Here is a 14,463-nt window from a genome sequence, read left to right on the forward strand (position 1 = left end):
GAGCATAGGCTGATTTGAGCGATCGCTCAATCGGGGGTACGCGGGGGTCTTGCCGGGGGGTCCGGGCGGCCGGAAGGGTCTGGGGCGGTCGTGGTGGGTCAGGAGGCCCGAAGGTCAGGAGATGGTCGCGGTGGGGCGGGCGGCCTGAACGGGCGGGGGCGTCAGGCGGCCTGGACGGCGCGGGTGCGGCGGTGCCGGCCGTACCAGGCGATGCCGATCGCCACCCCGACGCCGACGCCGAGCGCCGCCGCGGCCACCGGGACGGCCGGCCGCTCCCGCAGCCGACGGCCCAGCGGGATCGGGTGCCGGAACTCCAGCACCGGCCAGGCGTTCTCCACCGCGAGCCGGCGCAGTGCCCGGTCCGGGTTCACCACGCTCGGATGCCCCACGCACTCCAGCAACGGCCGGTCACTGTACGAGTCGGAGTAGGCGTACGAGTCGGCCAGGTCGTAACCCCGGGCGGCGGCCAGCTCGTTGACCGCCTCGACCTTGCTCGGACCGGCCGCGTAGAACTCCACCTCGCCGCTGTAGCGGCCGTCCTGCACGCTCATCCGGGTGGCGATCACGTCGGTCACCCCGAGCAGCGCGCCGATCGGCCGGACCATCTCCTCACCGGAGGCGGAGACCAGCACGACGTCCCGGCCGGCCGCCTGGTGCTCCTCGATCAGCGCGGCGGCCTCGGCGTACACGTAGGGGTTGATCAGCTCGTGGAGCGTCTCCGCGACGATCTGACGGACCTGTTCCACCCGCCAGCCCTTGCAGAGTGCGGCGAGGTAATCCCTGGTCCTGGCCATGGTCTGCTCGTCGGTGCCGCCCAGCCGGAACATCAGCTGCGCGTACGCCGACTTCACGACGTCCCGTCGCGTGATCAGCCCGTCCCGGTAGAACGGCCGACCGAATGCCAAGGCGCTCGACTTGGCGATGACGGTCTTGTCCAGATCGAAGAAAGCGGCACTTCGGCCCACGGCGGGCAAGTCTAGTCCGACGCCCCAGGGTCGGCGGGTGCCCTGGGGTCAATACCCCCTCGACCTGCGGGAGCATTCCGCCCACGAATGCTCAACGTGATCGCAGTCACACTCTCCGATCATAATTTCGCAATGAGTGGGGTCGACAGCACTCGACGTGAACAGTCCGCTCGGGCAGACTTGTCCCCACGACAACGATTCATGTGCCGGAAAGCTGAGAGACCCTCGGCGGTCGCACCCCCCGTGACCGCCGGGCCGGTTCGGCTCAACCCCCCCGGAGCCGAACCATTCGACGACCCCCGTCTCCCCCCGACGGGGGTCGTCCCTTTCCCATGGAAGCGCTCCCGGCCAGTTCACAGGTCGTCATCTTCCTTGTCGAGGCGGTGTGCCGATGGCGTTTCCTCGGCCGGAGGCAGCAAAAAGGCAGCGGAGCCGTCGAACGCCTCCAGGACGCGCGCTGCATAGTCGCCCGGGGTGTGGGTGTACCGGTTGAGCGTCGTCGACGCCTGTTCGTGCCCCATGACCCGCTGCACCAGATTGATCGGGACACCGTCGGTGACCAGCCAGGTGGCGTAGGCGTGCCGCAGGTCGTGGAAGCGCATCCCGCCGGCGGACCTGGCCGCCACACAGGCGACGGCTTCCCGCTCGGTGGTGAACTCGGCCGACCACTCGACGCCTTCCTGATCGGTCCAGACCGCGCGGTACCGGTGCGGGCCCGTGGCGACGACCTGGCCGAGCAGGCCGGCGCGGACCAGCGACGGCAGCCAGACCCGACGCCGGAAGTTCGACCGCCGCAGTGGCCGTCCCACCCGGTCACGGAAGACCAACGTGCGCGGGTCCGGGTCGTCGGTGGCGGCCCGCAGCTCGCGGAGCGCGGACAGCAGGAAGCCGGGTAGCGGTACGGTCCGGACCCCGGCGCGACTCTTCGGGTACGGACGCAGCACGATCCCGCCGTGGGTCTCCTCGGCCACCTGGACCACGCGCAGCGATGCCCGGTCGAGGTCGACCGACGACCACGTCAGCCCGGCGCACTCACCCCAGCGCAGCCCGGCCCCGGCGGCGGTGGAGACGATCGCCCGGTGGCGGGGTGGCACGGCGGGCAGTAGCCGACCGAGAAAGTCTTCCCGGCTGATCGTGACCGGCTTGACGTCGCGGGACCGGTCGCGTGGCAGCTTCACGCCCTCGGCCGGGTTGGTGGCGATCAGCCGTGCCTGAACCGCCGTCCGAAGGATCATCGAGAGGAGTTGGTAGCACTTGGCCACGGTGGTGGGGGCGAGATCCCGACCGAGGCCGCTCACCCACTCCTGCACCGACATGAAGTCGACTTTGCCGAGTGGCCAGTCACCCCACTTTGGCAGGACGTGCGTGCGGAGCATGGACACGGTCCGCTCGGTGGTGCGCGCCTCGACGGTCCGGGTGGCGAGCCACTGCTGAGCGAAGTCACCGAAGCGGGTACGGCCGGCGTGCGGGTTGACGTAGGTCCCCCGGTTGAGGCTTCCCTCGACCTCGGTGAGGTAGACGTTGGCCTCCCGCTTGGTGCGGAAGCTCTTGGACTTCTGCCCGCCGGCAGGGTCGCGCCAACAGGCGCGGTAGGTGCCGGCCGGAGTCTTGCGGACGAAGCCCATCAGCGCCTCCGCCCGTGCTCGGTGCCGGTGGCGGCGGCCGGTTCCTCGGTGACGCCGTCGAGCCAGGTGTGGAAGCGGGCGCGGGGAATCAGCCAGCGACCACCCAGGCGGGTCGCCGGGATCGTGCCGTCCCGAACGAGGGCGTACGTACTGCCCAGCGAGATGCCCAGCAGCTTGGCGACCTCCCGGACGGTGTAGGTGACCGGCCCGACGACGGTGACCCCGGTACGCGGGACGAGCCGGACGACGGGACTCGGGCGGGCGGTGGTGCTCATGACGGATGACCTCCCCAGGTCTGTTCGGATTGGACGGCAGCCGGCGTGATGCCGGCCGGGGTGGTGCTGAGTTCGTGGGCGAGTTCTTCGCGGCCGGTGGCTTGTCGCTCGCGAGCCATGGCGGCGGCGGTGTTGGCGAGGAGGGCGTCACCGGTGGTGTGCCAGCCGACGCCGGCGAAGGTGAGGGTGCCGACGATCAGGGTGGTGTCGTCGTGCTCGTCGACGAGCTGGCCGCCGGTCGGGTGCGCGTGGTCCTGGCCCTCGTGCTGCCGGTGTTGGCGGCGGGTGTCGCGCAGCAGTTGGAAGGTGACGGAGTACCGGCGGGCTTTAGTGAGGAAGTGGCCGCCGAAGCCGAGCATGTGCGCCCAGCGGCGCAGCCGGGCGTAGGGGTTGGTCGTCGGTCTGTTGGCCGGTTTGGTGTCAAGGGCGGCTTGACGGTCGGCGACGCAGACGGGGCAGGCGGCGTACCGGGTGTGGGTGCCGCAGTCGGGGCACTCCCAGCGATCGACGAAGCCGGGCCGGGGCCGGTGGTCGCGGGGCCGTTGCCAGAGGGGCACGGGGGTGCCGGTGGGTTGGCCGATGCGCCAGCAGGCGTCGACGAGGCGGGCGGTGTGGTCGCCGTCGGGGTCGGCGTGGTCGCCGATGGTGTCGGCGGTGAGCCTGACGGAGCGGTGCCCGGTTACCTCGGTGCTCTTGGTGGCGTACTTGGCAAGGTAGCCGGCAACCATGCTGTCGGTGACCTCGCCGTGGCCGTTCAGCGTGATGGGTCGGATGTCGAGCTGCTCGCCCCAGGCGATCGGCCAGCCGTCGGGCCGGTCGGGGTGGGTGGGGGTGGCGAACGCGACCTGCGCGGCGGCGTGGCGGAGCGCGTCGACGAGGTCGGCGGTGGTGAACGCGGCCGGTGGTGGGACGACGGCGGCCGGGTCGTCGGGGTCGACGCCGTCGAGGCGGACGAGGGCGTGGAAGTGGACCGCGCCGCGTGCCTGGAACTCGGCGGCCTTGCCATGGGACAGCCGGACCGGTGGGACGGTGCGGGTGTTGCCGGCGGCGGTGACGACCTGGACGCGGGGAATGCCGCGGTGGCGGGCGAGTTTGGCGAGGTGTCGTTCCGCGGCCTGCTTGGTGCGGTGCCACAGCTCGCCCGAGAAGAGGTTCCAGACGACCTGGTGATCGTGGTCGTAGCAGTCCAGGCACAGCGGTTGACCGAGTGTGGCGTCTCCGGGTTCGTGCCTGGCCCAGCAGACGGCGGGGCGGCCGTGGGGGCAGCGGCCGGCGGCCGGGTCGGTGGCACGGCGGGCGTGGCAGGGGTCGGGACGGCAGTCGCAGCGCTTACGGTTCCGGCAGGTGTGCTTGCGGACCGCCCGGACGTGGACCGGTCCGAACGACGGTGCGGTGAAGGTGGGGAACACCGCCGGGTGTTGGTTGACGGTGTCCGGTACGCCCTTGCCGCCGACGAGGCCGGCGCGTAGGAGTTGGTAGGCGTCGCGTTGGTAGGTGTGGGCGCAGGAGGGGCAGACGGTGGCGCGTCGGTTGCCGCAGGCGGTGTAGATGACCGCGTCGGGCATGGCGTCGGTGTGCCGCTGATCGAGAACCCGGCCGGTGGTGGGGTCGACGGTGAGGAGTTGGCCGGCGAGGCGGATGGGGCGGGTGCAGCCGGCGGCGGCGCGGACGTGCTCGATCCAGCCGAAGTAGTCCGGTCGGGTGGCGCGTTCGAAGGCGGCCCCGGCGGCGGTGTAGTCGTAGATGGGTGGGACGTCGGCGTTCGAGCCCACCCCCCGGGCCGAAGCGCGGGGGGTGAGGTCCAGCGTCGAGCCCATCAGGCCGCAGTCCCGTTGGGGGTGCGGGTGGTGATGGTGCGTTCCGTGACGATGACCCGGCAGGCGCCGCATTGGCGCTTGGTCGGTTCGTGCCGGTGGCAGGGGATGCGGGTGGTCTGTTCGCCGCAGCGGACGGTGACCGGTGCCCGGCAGGGTCCGCCGGGGATGACGTCGACGACGGTGCGCCGGATGTCGTACGGGTGCCCGTCGGGGTAGACGGGGCAGGTGTGGGTGGCGTGTTCGATGTCGACGATGACGATGGTCATTGGGCACCACCGGTCAGGGTGATGAGGAGCTGCCCGGCGACGGCCGGAGTGACGTCGAGCCGGTCGGCCAGCTCGCCCGGGGTGATGGGTGCTCCGGTGTTCTGCTCGTGCTGAACGGCGGCGAAGCGGGCCATGGGCAGCAGGTGGGTCGGGACGTCGACCGGCTCCGGGGCCAGCATGGTGGCGGGTTGCGGCGCGACAGGCGCAGCGGCGACGGGTTCCGGCTCGGTGGGCCGGGCGACCGTGATGGGTGCCGGGTCGGTGGTGATGGCGGCCGGCGGTGCCGGTTCGGTGGTGACCTGCTCGGTCACTTGGACGTGGATGGGTTCGGCAGGCTCGGCGGCCGGCGGGGTGGGGTTGTCGCTCTTGACGGGGGCGAGGACGAGTTTCACCAGGGCCATGAAGGCCAGGGCGGGTACGGCGGACAGGAGCCACCCGGACAGGCCGGGTTTGGCGACCGCGAGTTGTGCGGCGAGGGAAAGGCCAGCGGCGGCGATGAGCAGGAACAGCGGGTAGCCGATGGAAGCGCCGAGCCGGCGGCGTCGGCGGATGGTCAGTAGGCAGGCGATGGGGACGAGTTCGGAGATGACGGCGTTGGCCCAGCCGAACCATTCGCCGGTGCCGGTGGGGGAGTTGGCAAGGGTCCAGTCCTTGACATGGGTGAACGAGGCCGCTCCGGCGAAGCCGGCGACGGTGATGAGGATGAGGACCAGGACGACGCCCTCGATGCGGGGGCCGGCGGGTTGACGGTTCATCGGACACCGCCCATGTAGGCCATGGCGATGCCGATGAGCAGGATGACGGCGAAAGTGATCAGGACGCCCATTAGTGGCCTCCGTGGCAGTCGAGGCAGCAGCCGTAGCGGCGTGGGATGTAGTAGGGCTGCACCAGGCCGCACGTCTGACAGGTGCGGCGGGCGCGGAGCGCCTTGGTGATGGCTTCCCGTTGGGCGGGCGAGGCGGTCCGCTTCGGCTTGGCGAGGTCGAGGCGGTAGAGGTAGGCGACGCGCTTACCGCGACGCCAGAGGACCTGGCAGGCGGGTTCCTGCCCGGCGGGCCGGAGGCCGGCGGCGCGCAGTTGCCGCCGGGTAGCAAGGCCGTCGGGGGCCATCCGGTACGGATAGGTGGGCATGCCGTAGCGGCTGCCGGTCGGGTCGTAGAAGACGGTCATGAGCGGTCTGCCCAACGCTGTTGGGCGGCCTGGCGGGAGATGCCGAGGCGGGAGCCGATCTCGGCCCAGGAGTAGCCGAAGGCCCGCAGGCCGATGACGGCGTCACCGATGGCCCGGTCGAGGTCGGCGGAGAGGGCGACGAGGTCACGGAGTGCTTCGACGTCGCCGGTGGCGACGCGTCGGCCGTGGGCGCGGATGATGCGCCGGGTGAAGGCGGCGAACTGGTCGTTCTCGACGACCTCCCGACGCTTCTGCCGGGGAACGGATGGCGTCAAGGACGCCTTGACGGTGCTCACCGGTTCTCACCTCCGGCGGTGTGGAGGCGGTCCCACTCGGTGGCGGCGGCCTCAAGGGCGGTGACGACCTGCTCGGCGGTGCGGGTCGGGTCGTCGTTCCAGGAGTAGGGGGAGGTGTGTTCGTCGAGGAGGTAGCCGTCCTCGTCGACGAAGAACACGGGCGCGGTGGCGTCGAGGTGGTCGACCAGCACGTCGAGAGCGGTCACGTAGTCGGCGATGGTGTCGCCGTCGAGCTGGGCGAACTGCTCGACCGGGCGACCGGCGCAGGCGATGCGGATAGCCCCGGCGGCGCAGGCCGGCGGGGTGGGGATGTCGGTGGTGGGGGCGTAGTAGGTGCCCTGGTGCCAGCCGTGCCGGCGCAGGTAGAGGGCAGCCATCCGGAGCAGGTCAGCAGGGGTGACCGTTCCGGTGGTGGGTGGGTTCTGGGTAGCCTTCACGGCAGCCACGTCCTTTCAGAAGGGCTTGGTGGGAGGTCGGCGGAACCGGTCTGCTTTCCAGGGCTTGAGCCGGTTCCGTCGGCCGTTCAGTTGGTGCGGAGCCGCAGGTAGCGGCGGAATCGGGTGGGGTCGTCGGGCAGCGGCACGGGCGCGGAGGCGAAGGCGAGAATCCCGTGATCGGCGGCCAGCTTCAGGAGCGTGGCGAGTTCGGCGGGCGTGCCGACGACGAAGCGGTTGACGTATCGGGTGGTCGGTCGCGGGGCGCGACGGGCGTGGATGCGCTGTAGCAGGCTCATGCGGCGGTCTCCCAGTCGACTCGGGCTCCGGTGGGTGCGGATAAGCGGGTGGGGCGACGGGTCCAGGTGGCGTAGTCGGCGATGCCGGCGATCTGGGCGTCATCGAGGTAGGCCACCTTGATGCGGCGAGGGGTGCCGCCTTCGGCGATGAGGTAGGCCGCGCCCTGGTTGGTGGGGGCGATGTCGGTGGCGGTGTAGCCCTGCTCGGCCCAGCCGTGACCGAGGACGATGTTCGAGCTGTTGGGGGTGGTGCAGCGGAACGCGGCGCGGTAGCCGAACAGGTCCCGCAGGCTGGTGGGGATGATGTCGAAGGACGGCCGCTGGGTCGCGGCGATGACGGGGATGCCGGCGGCACGTCCCCGGGCGACCAGGTCGCGGAGCAGGGCGACGAACTCTTCCTGCTCCTGCTTGCTGCCGATGGTGGCGGAGTAGAAGGCGATCTCGTCGACCAGCACCGTGATGACGGAGAGTCCGTCGAGGGCGGTGACCTTGCGACGCCCGTGGGCGCGTAGCCAGGCGTAGCGGTTGTTCATCACCGTTTGCAGGCGTCGTAGAACGTCGAGGGCGGCGGTGATGTCGGGGCCGATGAACGCGTCGGCGCAGTCCTCCCACTGACCCAGCTCGACGAGCTTGCCGTCCAGCAGTACAAGGCGGGAGTCGACGGAGAGCGCGGCGTGAGCGGCGATGGTGTTGAGGAGGCCGGACTTGCCTCCACCGGGTTCACCCCCGGCGAGGAGGTTTCGGTAGGCCAGGGTGATGTAGACGTGCTGGCCGAACTCGTCGATGCCGATGAAGATCGGGTCGAACATCGACAGGCCAGGCCCCACCGGAATGCCGGCGGTCGGGGCGGATGCCGTAGCCATGGGTGCCCTCCTTGGGCGTTGGTGGGCGCGGGAAGCCACACGAAGGAGCCCGTAGGGCTCCCCGCGTCCGGGTCGGGAAGGGGTGGGATCAGAGCCAGTCGGAGAGGTCGTCGGCGTCCGACGACGGCGCGGGGGCCGGCTTGCTGCCGTTGGCCGACGTGGCGGCCTGCTTCTTGGGCTGGACGGGCAGGGTGATGGTGGGGGCCTGGACGTCGGGCAGGTCCAGGGCGGTGGGGATGACCGGCGTCGGCCGGTCGGTGGCCGGGGCGTCCGGGTCGATGACGTCGGCCAGGGGAGACGTGACGGTCGCGGTGAGCACCTCGCGGCGTTTGATGTCGAACCGCAGGTACGCGGCGTTGCCATCCGAGGCCCGTTCGACCAGGACGGATGAGGCGTGGCAGGTCACGGCGATCTTGTCGAGGCGGCCTTCCAGGTCCGCCAGGGACAGGCCGGGCCGCAGGTAGACCCAGACCCGCTCACCGACCGGGGTCGGCGTGGCCCAGAGGATCAGCGGGAGGGAACCCGACTGGTTGGCGATGATGAACTGCGCGAAGCACACCCGCAGCCGGTGGCGCACGATCAGGCACCACACCCAGGCGACGACCTGACGGCGCAGAGCAGGAACAGCAGCCGGGACGCCGAGGACGACGGCGACGACGGCCAGGGTGACCGGGGTCGGAGTGTGGGTGGCGAGCTGCACCCAGCCGGTGAGCAGTAGCACGGCCAGGACGATTTCCGGGGTCCACCACCAGAGCAGCCGCAGTACCGGCCAGATGCGGACCAGGAGCCAGGCCAGCGCGCCACACGGGACGCTGACGGCCGCGCCGATGAACAGCGCGATGATCGGGTGTACGTAGGCAGCGGCCACCACGGCAGCGAGTACGCCGATGATGACCGCAGTGAGGATGAACGCCATACGGGCGTTCCGGGCCGACGACCGGTGAACCTTGGCCTCGATGACCGTCACGGTTCCGGTTGACTTCCGCCCGAACGAGCGGCGAGGGCTAGACTTGGACATGACACGTCCTCCCAAGCGATTGGGCTGGATGGGTTGGAGAGCACGGGGTCGGCAGGTGTAGGAGCCAGTACCGGCCCCGCGCTCGAAATCACTCAGGCCGCCGCAGCAGCCGATGGGCTCAGATGCAGGCGATGAGCAGCGCGGACACCCACAGGCAGGCCGCGTGTAGGGACTGGTCCGCCAGGTACATGCCACAGATCGGGGCTTGACGGTCGGCGAAGTCGGCGCTTCCGGTGTGGATGAGCAGCCACCGCACCGGCCAACGCCGGTCGAGGATGGCGTGGGAGACGGCGGAGAAGCCGACACCGGCAGCGAGCCCGACACCCGTGACGGGCAGGTCGAGCGCGACGATGGCGATGGTCAACATGACCACCACCACGAGGTGATAGGCCACGATGTGGCCCAGCAGGTGACGCCAGCCGTCCCAGCCGGGAGCGGCCTTGTGGGCGGCCTGCTTGTCGGACTGACCGAAGACGTGATCGGCCACCTGGTGACCGGCGTAGAAGGTCGCCGCAACAACGGCGAACACGATGGCGGAAACGAGCATGACAACCACTCCCAACGACAATGGGCAGACGGGTTGGATGGCAGGCGGGGTCGGCAGGTGTAGGAGCCAGTACCGACCCCGCGCCATATCGAGAGGGCAACCGCAGGTTGCCGAGGGCCGGGAGAGTAGGAGCCAGAAACGCTCCCGGAACCTTGGGCGGATCAGATCAGCGGACCGTCAGGCCGCTTCGTGCGAAGACACCAGAGGCTCACACAGCACGGTGAGCGAAGAACCTCACTTGGCCGCCGAGGCACCAGCCTTCGGCTTCAGCGAGATGGCACGGAACGCGACGCCGTTACGCCCGTTGGTCGCCCACGGAATGGCCTCCAACTGCTCGACAGCGACGAGCTGTCCCACCGTCACGCCCGGCTTCTCTCCCGCCGTGGTGATGGTGATGATCTCGCCACCGGTCTCGTCGAGCACGAAGACCTGGGTGGACCACATGAGCCGGCCAGTGTTCTTCTCCGACCGCTGGTTGCCGTTCTGGTCGTTCTTCGGCTCCGGGTCCCTCGTCACCTGAACCTGCTTGCTCTGGGTGTCCACGTACAGCTTCACAACAAACCTCCTGTGTCTCGGGCCAGGTAGTGAGCTTGTCCCCGGTGGACTTTCTGCTCTTGGCCTCTGCGGTAAAGACTCCCGGAAAGCGGGGGACAACCCATCCGATGGGCTGGACGACTATGGGACGTCTCGGCTACTTTGTAGTCGTCCTAAAGTCGTCCCTTGAGGAGTGTCCGATGCCGAACGACCGGCTACGCGATGCCATCCTGCGCAACGGCCTGACTCCCGTCGCCGTGGCGGAGCGGATCGGGGTCGACGCGAAGACCGTGGAACGCTGGATCACCCAGAATCGGACGCCGTACCCGCGTCATCGGCACGCCATCGCGGCGATGGTGCGCGAAGACGTCCCCTATCTCTGGCCGGAGGCAGTGACCCCGGAAAGGGCATCGAAAATCGGGCAGAGCGAAATGGTCCAGCTCTACTCCCGGCGTTCCTCGGTGCCGAACGACCTGTGGCGACGACTGATCGAACGGGCCGAGCAGCGCATCGACGTACTGGCCTATGCCGGCCTATTCCTCGTGGAGCAGGACCCGATGCTTGTCGACGTCCTGCGTCAAAAGGGCCTTGACGGCGTAACGGTGAACATCCTGCTCGGTGATCCGACCAGCGCCGCGATCGAACGAAGGAGCGTCGAGGAGGGTGCGCCCGGCGTGATGGCCGCGAAGATCCGCCAGGTCCAGGGGTACTACAAGCGGCTTGACGATGCGCCCGGGGTGAACGTGCTCTACCACGACACGACCCTCTACAACTCGATCTACCGCTTCGACGACGAAATGCTGGTCAACATGCACGTTCTCGGTTTCCCGGCACCACACGCGCCGGTCATGCACCTACGCAAGCTCAACGGCGGCGATCTGTTCCGCACCTACTCCGACAGCTTCGATCGAGTCGTGTTGGCCTCGAAGCGCCGACCCGGCGACGAGGTGGCAGCCTAGAGACATGGCGAGAACCGAGCACTACCACGACCCGAACGCACCGAAGGCCAACAGCATCGTCGTCGCCGTCTCCGTTTTCGTCCGGGACGAGCAGGCCCGGGTGCTGCTCATCCGGCGCACCGACAACGGTCTGTGGTCCCTGCCCGGTGGTGGCCAGGAGATCGGCGAAACGGTCGCCGAGACGGCGGTCAGGGAAACCCGCGAGGAAACCGGCATCAGCGTCGAGGTGGCCGGGATGGTAGGCGTCTACTCCGACCCCGGTCACGTCATCGAGTACTCAGACGGCGAGGTACGACAGCAGTTCTCGCTCTGCTTCCGCGCCGTACCGGTCAGCGGCACCCCGACCCCGAGCGACGAGTCACACGAAGTCCGGTGGGTTGCCCGTGACGAGTTGGCCGCGCTCGACATCCACCCGTCGACCCTGCTCCGCATCACCCACGGCTACGAGGAACGCCCCGAGCCCTACATCGGCTGAGCGACGCTGCCCGCAAGCCGGCGCTGAGTCCTTTGCACGGCGGCGACCATCTCCGGTTCCGCCCGACCGATGAACCGGGTCACCAGGTGCTCCGGCCCATACCGTGACCTGATCTCCGCCAGCCGCTCCAACACCTCGAAGTCCTGGCCGTCCGGCCCGGTCGTCATGTCCGAGAAGCAGAGCCCGTCGGTCACTGCGGTTTCCTCCCGAGCGAACTCGGCGGCCAGGACCTCACCGAGCCCACGTTCCTCCGCTTCCAGCCACGCGCAGGAGTGATGAGCCACCAGTGCGGCAATCCGCTCGTTGAACCGCTCACGCCGCAACCATCGCCCACCGTCGAGGGAGTGAAAGCCGGTGTTGACCAGGTCGGGGCTGTAGCCCACATCATGCAGCCACGCCGACGCTACGAGCACCGCGCGATCTTCGACCGGGACCGCCGCACTGATCCGGTCCGCCTTGGCGGCCACCGCCTGGACGTGACTCCACCGACGAGGCAACGGCGTCTCCAACAGGCGTCGCGCAACTTCCCGAGCGGTATCGACGAGGTCGGCCATCCCGCCAGGGTACGGAGCGACCCGGTCCCCGCACCATCCCGTGTCCAGTCACCGACGGCCGGGGCGGCCGGCTGCCGGCGATGTGGTTCAAAGTTTCTGTACGTCTTCAAGGCGGCCCTGAGCGGGCCGCACGCGCCGCCGCCTGGGCGCGCGTCCGTCGCTTCGCTGGCGCTCCGACTCCGGCCACGCAACACGCCCGGCGGCTGGCGCGGAGGGCGGGTAGCCCGGTGGGCCGCCGCATGACGACAGGTCGTTGTCCGGTGGGGTGGTGGGCCGGCAGCCGGCCGGGCCGCGCGGCGAGCACCGCGCGGCGTAGGAGAGCGGACGCCGGGTCCGTCGGCGGCTGCCAGGTGGTGAAGGGGTGGCGGTTACTGCGCCTCCGGCGGGGGCGCTCCGGCTCCAGGATGGCCGGGGGTCCGTCGGCGGCTTGCGGTCGGTGGGTGGTGGCGGTGGGAGCCATCCCGCCTGCCGTCGACCCGGGCGAGCCGAGCAGACCACCGCCCGACCCGCCAGCGTCCGTACGGGCGTCAAGGCCGTCTTGACGTGGCGGGCCGGGCGGCCGCCCGCTCCCCGGAGGGCGGGTCGACGGCAGACAGTGAGGATGGTGGGGTGGGTCGCCGGGTTGGTCTGACTCACCGGCAGACCGACGCTTGCTGTCCTGATCCCGATTCGTCGGCCGGTCCGGTGGCCCCGCCCACTGCATGTCACCGGTCAGGCGGCGTGACTTGATAGGAGCCTGTGCGAGAGGCGCCCACCACTGTGTTGTCCGATCGCCTGACCGGTGACGTGTCCACGTGTTCTCGACACGACCGAGAAAGGCGGACCTCACCAGCATGGCAGCGAAGAAGCGATCGGTCATCGGTGGTGTCGACACCCACCGGGATGCCCACCATGCGGCGATCATTGACAGCACCGGCGGTCTCCTGGCGGATGCCGAGTTCCCCGCGACCAGCGACGGCTACGCAGACCTGCTGGCCTGGATGCGGTCCTTCGGTCGCCTGGTGGCGGTCGGGGTCGAGGGCACTGGTAGCTACGGCGCTGGCCTCGCCCGCCACCTGGGCAGCCACAAGGTACCCGTCGTCGAGGTCGACCGCCCGGACCGCAGGACCCGCCGAGCCAAGGGCAAGTCCGACCCCATCGACGCCATCGCCGCAGCCAGGGCCACCCTCGCCGGCACCGCCATGGGCATCCCGAAGACCCGCACCGGTCCAGTCGAGGCCATCCGCGCCCTACGGGTCGCCCGCCAGGGCGCGGTCAAGGCCCGAACCGCCGCGATCAACCAGATGCGGGGCCTGGTCACCGCTGCCCCGGAAACCCTCCGGGCCAAGCTCACCAAGCTCAGCGCCGCTGTTCTGGTCAACCGATGCGCCACCCTCACCGCCGACCTGAAACGACTCCACGACCCGGAACAGGCCACCGCTGCGGCGCTGGTCGGGCTCGCTCGCCGGGCGCTCGCTCTGACCGAGGAGATCCATGTTCTCGACCGGCAACTGGCACCGCTGGTCCGCCGGACTGCACCTCGCACCAGCGCCCTATTCGGCGTCGGCACCGACGTCGCCGCCCAACTCCTGACCACTGCCGGCGACAACCCCGACCGGCTCCACTCCGAGGCCGCACTCGCCCACCTCTGCGGAGCAGCACCCATCCCCGCCAGCTCCGGACGGGTGCGCCGCCACCGCCTCCACCGAGGAGGCGACCGCCACGCCAACCACGCCCTACACACCATCGCCCTCTGCCGCCTGCGCTACGACGAACGCACCCGCGCCTACCAGCAACGACGCATCACCGAAGGCCTCAGCAAGCAAGAGATCCTACGCTGCCTCAAGCGCTACATCGTCCGCGACGTCTACACCGCCCTCCGCGCAGACTTCGCCGCCCTGACCACTTGACCTCCATAGGAGCATCGGGATGACAGGTTAGGTAGGAAGAAATATCTTGACTCAGATATTTCCCAAGACATAAGATAGTGCCTATGACGAGCACTTACGAGGAGCTTAGGGACGCCGTCGAAGACGCGGGCGGCCTGTACGTGACGAACATGGCGGAGCTGCGAGACATTCGCGGAGCCGGGCGGCTGTCGACTGGAATCTGCGCCGCGATCAGTGATGACCTGGCCTCCCATGGCTTGGGCCACATCCCTTCTGAGCTGCCCACCAGTCAGTGGCATGAGGCTCGCATCTATCGGCTCGGCAGTTCCATCGCTTCCGTGGTGAGCGCCATCCTCGACCCGTCAGAGGCGGGAGACAAGACGCTCCGCAACCTCGCAGAGGACAACCCCCGCGAGATCCTGCAACGCATCCGAGAACTCGTCAGCGAAGCTTGAGCGGCTAACTCTGGCCGGCCGAGAGGGTGACCAACTGAGTGAC

At 69.5% G+C, this 14,463-nt stretch carries 19 protein-coding genes; 4 read left to right on the forward strand and 15 right to left on the reverse strand.

The features are described 5' to 3' along the window. Positions 1-161: 161 nt before the first annotated feature. From B5D80_RS09465 to B5D80_RS09530, 14 genes are all read right to left on the reverse strand, one after another. Entirely contained in the window at positions 162-965 is an 804-nt protein-coding gene (locus tag B5D80_RS09465) for an HAD family hydrolase (RefSeq protein ID WP_088643437.1), read from the reverse strand. Positions 966-1,318: 353 nt separating this feature from the next. After that, positions 1,319-2,590: a tyrosine-type recombinase/integrase gene (locus tag B5D80_RS09470; protein WP_245854394.1), complete on the reverse strand. Its 1,272-nt coding sequence runs from the start codon at positions 2,588-2,590 to the stop codon at positions 1,319-1,321. Further along, entirely contained in the window at positions 2,590-2,865 is a 276-nt protein-coding gene (locus B5D80_RS09475; protein WP_088643438.1) for a helix-turn-helix domain-containing protein, read from the reverse strand. The genes B5D80_RS09470 and B5D80_RS09475 overlap by 1 nt, the downstream gene beginning before the upstream one ends. Beyond that, positions 2,862-4,682 (reverse strand): replication initiator, encoded by a 1,821-nt coding sequence (locus B5D80_RS09480; protein WP_088643439.1) that lies wholly within the window; start codon positions 4,680-4,682, stop codon positions 2,862-2,864. Before B5D80_RS09480 ends, B5D80_RS09475 begins: the two co-directional genes overlap by 4 nt. Beyond that, positions 4,682-4,948 (reverse strand): hypothetical protein, encoded by a 267-nt coding sequence (locus B5D80_RS09485; RefSeq protein ID WP_088643440.1) that lies wholly within the window; start codon positions 4,946-4,948, stop codon positions 4,682-4,684. Before B5D80_RS09485 ends, B5D80_RS09480 begins: the two co-directional genes overlap by 1 nt. Further along, on the reverse strand, positions 4,945-5,703 hold the full coding sequence (locus tag B5D80_RS09490) for a hypothetical protein (protein ID WP_088643441.1): 759 nt from the start codon (positions 5,701-5,703) through the stop codon (positions 4,945-4,947). Before B5D80_RS09490 ends, B5D80_RS09485 begins: the two co-directional genes overlap by 4 nt. A gap of 70 nt (positions 5,704-5,773) precedes the next feature. Continuing rightward, entirely contained in the window at positions 5,774-6,118 is a 345-nt protein-coding gene (locus tag B5D80_RS09495) for an RRQRL motif-containing zinc-binding protein (protein ID WP_088643442.1), read from the reverse strand. Further along, positions 6,115-6,414 (reverse strand): hypothetical protein, encoded by a 300-nt coding sequence (locus B5D80_RS09500; protein ID WP_088643443.1) that lies wholly within the window; start codon positions 6,412-6,414, stop codon positions 6,115-6,117. The genes B5D80_RS09495 and B5D80_RS09500 overlap by 4 nt, the downstream gene beginning before the upstream one ends. Further along, positions 6,411-6,851 carry a DUF6197 family protein gene (locus tag B5D80_RS09505; RefSeq protein WP_088643444.1) on the reverse strand — a complete coding sequence of 147 codons (441 nt, stop codon included), beginning with the start codon at positions 6,849-6,851 and terminating at the stop codon, positions 6,411-6,413. The genes B5D80_RS09500 and B5D80_RS09505 overlap by 4 nt, the downstream gene beginning before the upstream one ends. Positions 6,852-6,937: 86 nt before the next feature. Then, positions 6,938-7,147: a hypothetical protein gene (locus tag B5D80_RS09510; protein WP_088643445.1), complete on the reverse strand. Its 210-nt coding sequence runs from the start codon at positions 7,145-7,147 to the stop codon at positions 6,938-6,940. Continuing rightward, positions 7,144-8,010: an FtsK/SpoIIIE domain-containing protein gene (locus tag B5D80_RS09515; RefSeq protein WP_088643446.1), complete on the reverse strand. Its 867-nt coding sequence runs from the start codon at positions 8,008-8,010 to the stop codon at positions 7,144-7,146. Before B5D80_RS09515 ends, B5D80_RS09510 begins: the two co-directional genes overlap by 4 nt. Before the next feature lie 88 nt (positions 8,011-8,098). Further along, positions 8,099-9,028 (reverse strand): hypothetical protein, encoded by a 930-nt coding sequence (locus B5D80_RS09520; protein WP_088643447.1) that lies wholly within the window; start codon positions 9,026-9,028, stop codon positions 8,099-8,101. Positions 9,029-9,146: 118 nt separating this feature from the next. After that, a complete protein-coding gene (locus B5D80_RS09525) occupies positions 9,147-9,575 on the reverse strand; it encodes a DUF3307 domain-containing protein (protein ID WP_088643448.1) in 429 nt (142 codons plus the stop codon). 234 nt (positions 9,576-9,809) lie between these two features. Next, positions 9,810-10,130, reverse strand: a complete 321-nt coding sequence (locus B5D80_RS09530; RefSeq protein ID WP_088643449.1) for a hypothetical protein — start codon at positions 10,128-10,130, stop codon at positions 9,810-9,812. Between the two features lie 179 nt (positions 10,131-10,309). On the opposite strand from B5D80_RS09530, the gene B5D80_RS09535 reads away from it, so the two are divergent. Beyond that, a complete protein-coding gene (locus B5D80_RS09535) occupies positions 10,310-11,068 on the forward strand; it encodes an XRE family transcriptional regulator (protein WP_088643450.1) in 759 nt (252 codons plus the stop codon). A 4-nt stretch (positions 11,069-11,072) separates the two neighbouring features. Further along, a complete protein-coding gene (locus B5D80_RS09540; protein ID WP_088643451.1) occupies positions 11,073-11,543 on the forward strand; it encodes an NUDIX domain-containing protein in 471 nt (156 codons plus the stop codon). Here B5D80_RS09540 and B5D80_RS09545 read toward each other — a convergent pair. Then, the gene (locus B5D80_RS09545) at positions 11,531-12,097 is read right to left on the reverse strand and encodes an HD domain-containing protein (RefSeq protein ID WP_088643452.1); all 567 of its coding nucleotides are present in this window, start codon (positions 12,095-12,097) and stop codon (positions 11,531-11,533) included. The two genes, B5D80_RS09540 and B5D80_RS09545, sit on opposite strands and share 13 nt — an antisense overlap. Before the next feature lie 833 nt (positions 12,098-12,930). Here B5D80_RS09545 and B5D80_RS09550 point away from each other — a divergent pair. Together B5D80_RS09550 and B5D80_RS09555 are read left to right on the forward strand one after the other, a co-directional pair. Next, complete coding sequence (locus tag B5D80_RS09550) at positions 12,931-13,986, forward strand: IS110 family RNA-guided transposase (RefSeq protein WP_088643453.1); 1,056 nt, start codon at positions 12,931-12,933, stop codon at positions 13,984-13,986. Between the two features lie 83 nt (positions 13,987-14,069). Beyond that, complete coding sequence (locus B5D80_RS09555) at positions 14,070-14,420, forward strand: hypothetical protein (RefSeq protein WP_088643454.1); 351 nt, start codon at positions 14,070-14,072, stop codon at positions 14,418-14,420. Positions 14,421-14,463 lie beyond the last annotated feature (43 nt).

This window comes from Micromonospora wenchangensis, assembly GCF_002210435.1.
GTDB classification, from domain to species: domain Bacteria; phylum Actinomycetota; class Actinomycetes; order Mycobacteriales; family Micromonosporaceae; genus Micromonospora; species Micromonospora wenchangensis.

Coding starts and splice junctions, on each gene's coding strand:
- B5D80_RS09470 (WP_245854394.1), bottom strand. CDS start 2,590: ATGGGCTTCGTCCGCAAGACTCCGGCCGGCACCTACCGCGCCTGTTGG.
- B5D80_RS09475 (WP_088643438.1), bottom strand. CDS start 2,865: ATGAGCACCACCGCCCGCCCGAGTCCCGTCGTCCGGCTCGTCCCGCGT.
- B5D80_RS09480 (WP_088643439.1), bottom strand. CDS start 4,682: ATGGGCTCGACGCTGGACCTCACCCCCCGCGCTTCGGCCCGGGGGGTG.
- B5D80_RS09485 (WP_088643440.1), bottom strand. CDS start 4,948: ATGACCATCGTCATCGTCGACATCGAACACGCCACCCACACCTGCCCC.
- B5D80_RS09490 (WP_088643441.1), bottom strand. CDS start 5,703: ATGAACCGTCAACCCGCCGGCCCCCGCATCGAGGGCGTCGTCCTGGTC.
- B5D80_RS09495 (WP_088643442.1), bottom strand. CDS start 6,118: ATGACCGTCTTCTACGACCCGACCGGCAGCCGCTACGGCATGCCCACC.
- B5D80_RS09510 (WP_088643445.1), bottom strand. CDS start 7,147: ATGAGCCTGCTACAGCGCATCCACGCCCGTCGCGCCCCGCGACCGACC.
- B5D80_RS09515 (WP_088643446.1), bottom strand. CDS start 8,010: ATGGCTACGGCATCCGCCCCGACCGCCGGCATTCCGGTGGGGCCTGGC.
- B5D80_RS09520 (WP_088643447.1), bottom strand. CDS start 9,028: ATGTCCAAGTCTAGCCCTCGCCGCTCGTTCGGGCGGAAGTCAACCGGA.
- B5D80_RS09525 (WP_088643448.1), bottom strand. CDS start 9,575: ATGCTCGTTTCCGCCATCGTGTTCGCCGTTGTTGCGGCGACCTTCTAC.
- B5D80_RS09535 (WP_088643450.1), top strand. CDS start 10,310: ATGCCGAACGACCGGCTACGCGATGCCATCCTGCGCAACGGCCTGACT.
- B5D80_RS09540 (WP_088643451.1), top strand. CDS start 11,073: ATGGCGAGAACCGAGCACTACCACGACCCGAACGCACCGAAGGCCAAC.
- B5D80_RS09545 (WP_088643452.1), bottom strand. CDS start 12,097: ATGGCCGACCTCGTCGATACCGCTCGGGAAGTTGCGCGACGCCTGTTG.
- B5D80_RS09550 (WP_088643453.1), top strand. CDS start 12,931: ATGGCAGCGAAGAAGCGATCGGTCATCGGTGGTGTCGACACCCACCGG.
- B5D80_RS09555 (WP_088643454.1), top strand. CDS start 14,070: ATGACGAGCACTTACGAGGAGCTTAGGGACGCCGTCGAAGACGCGGGC.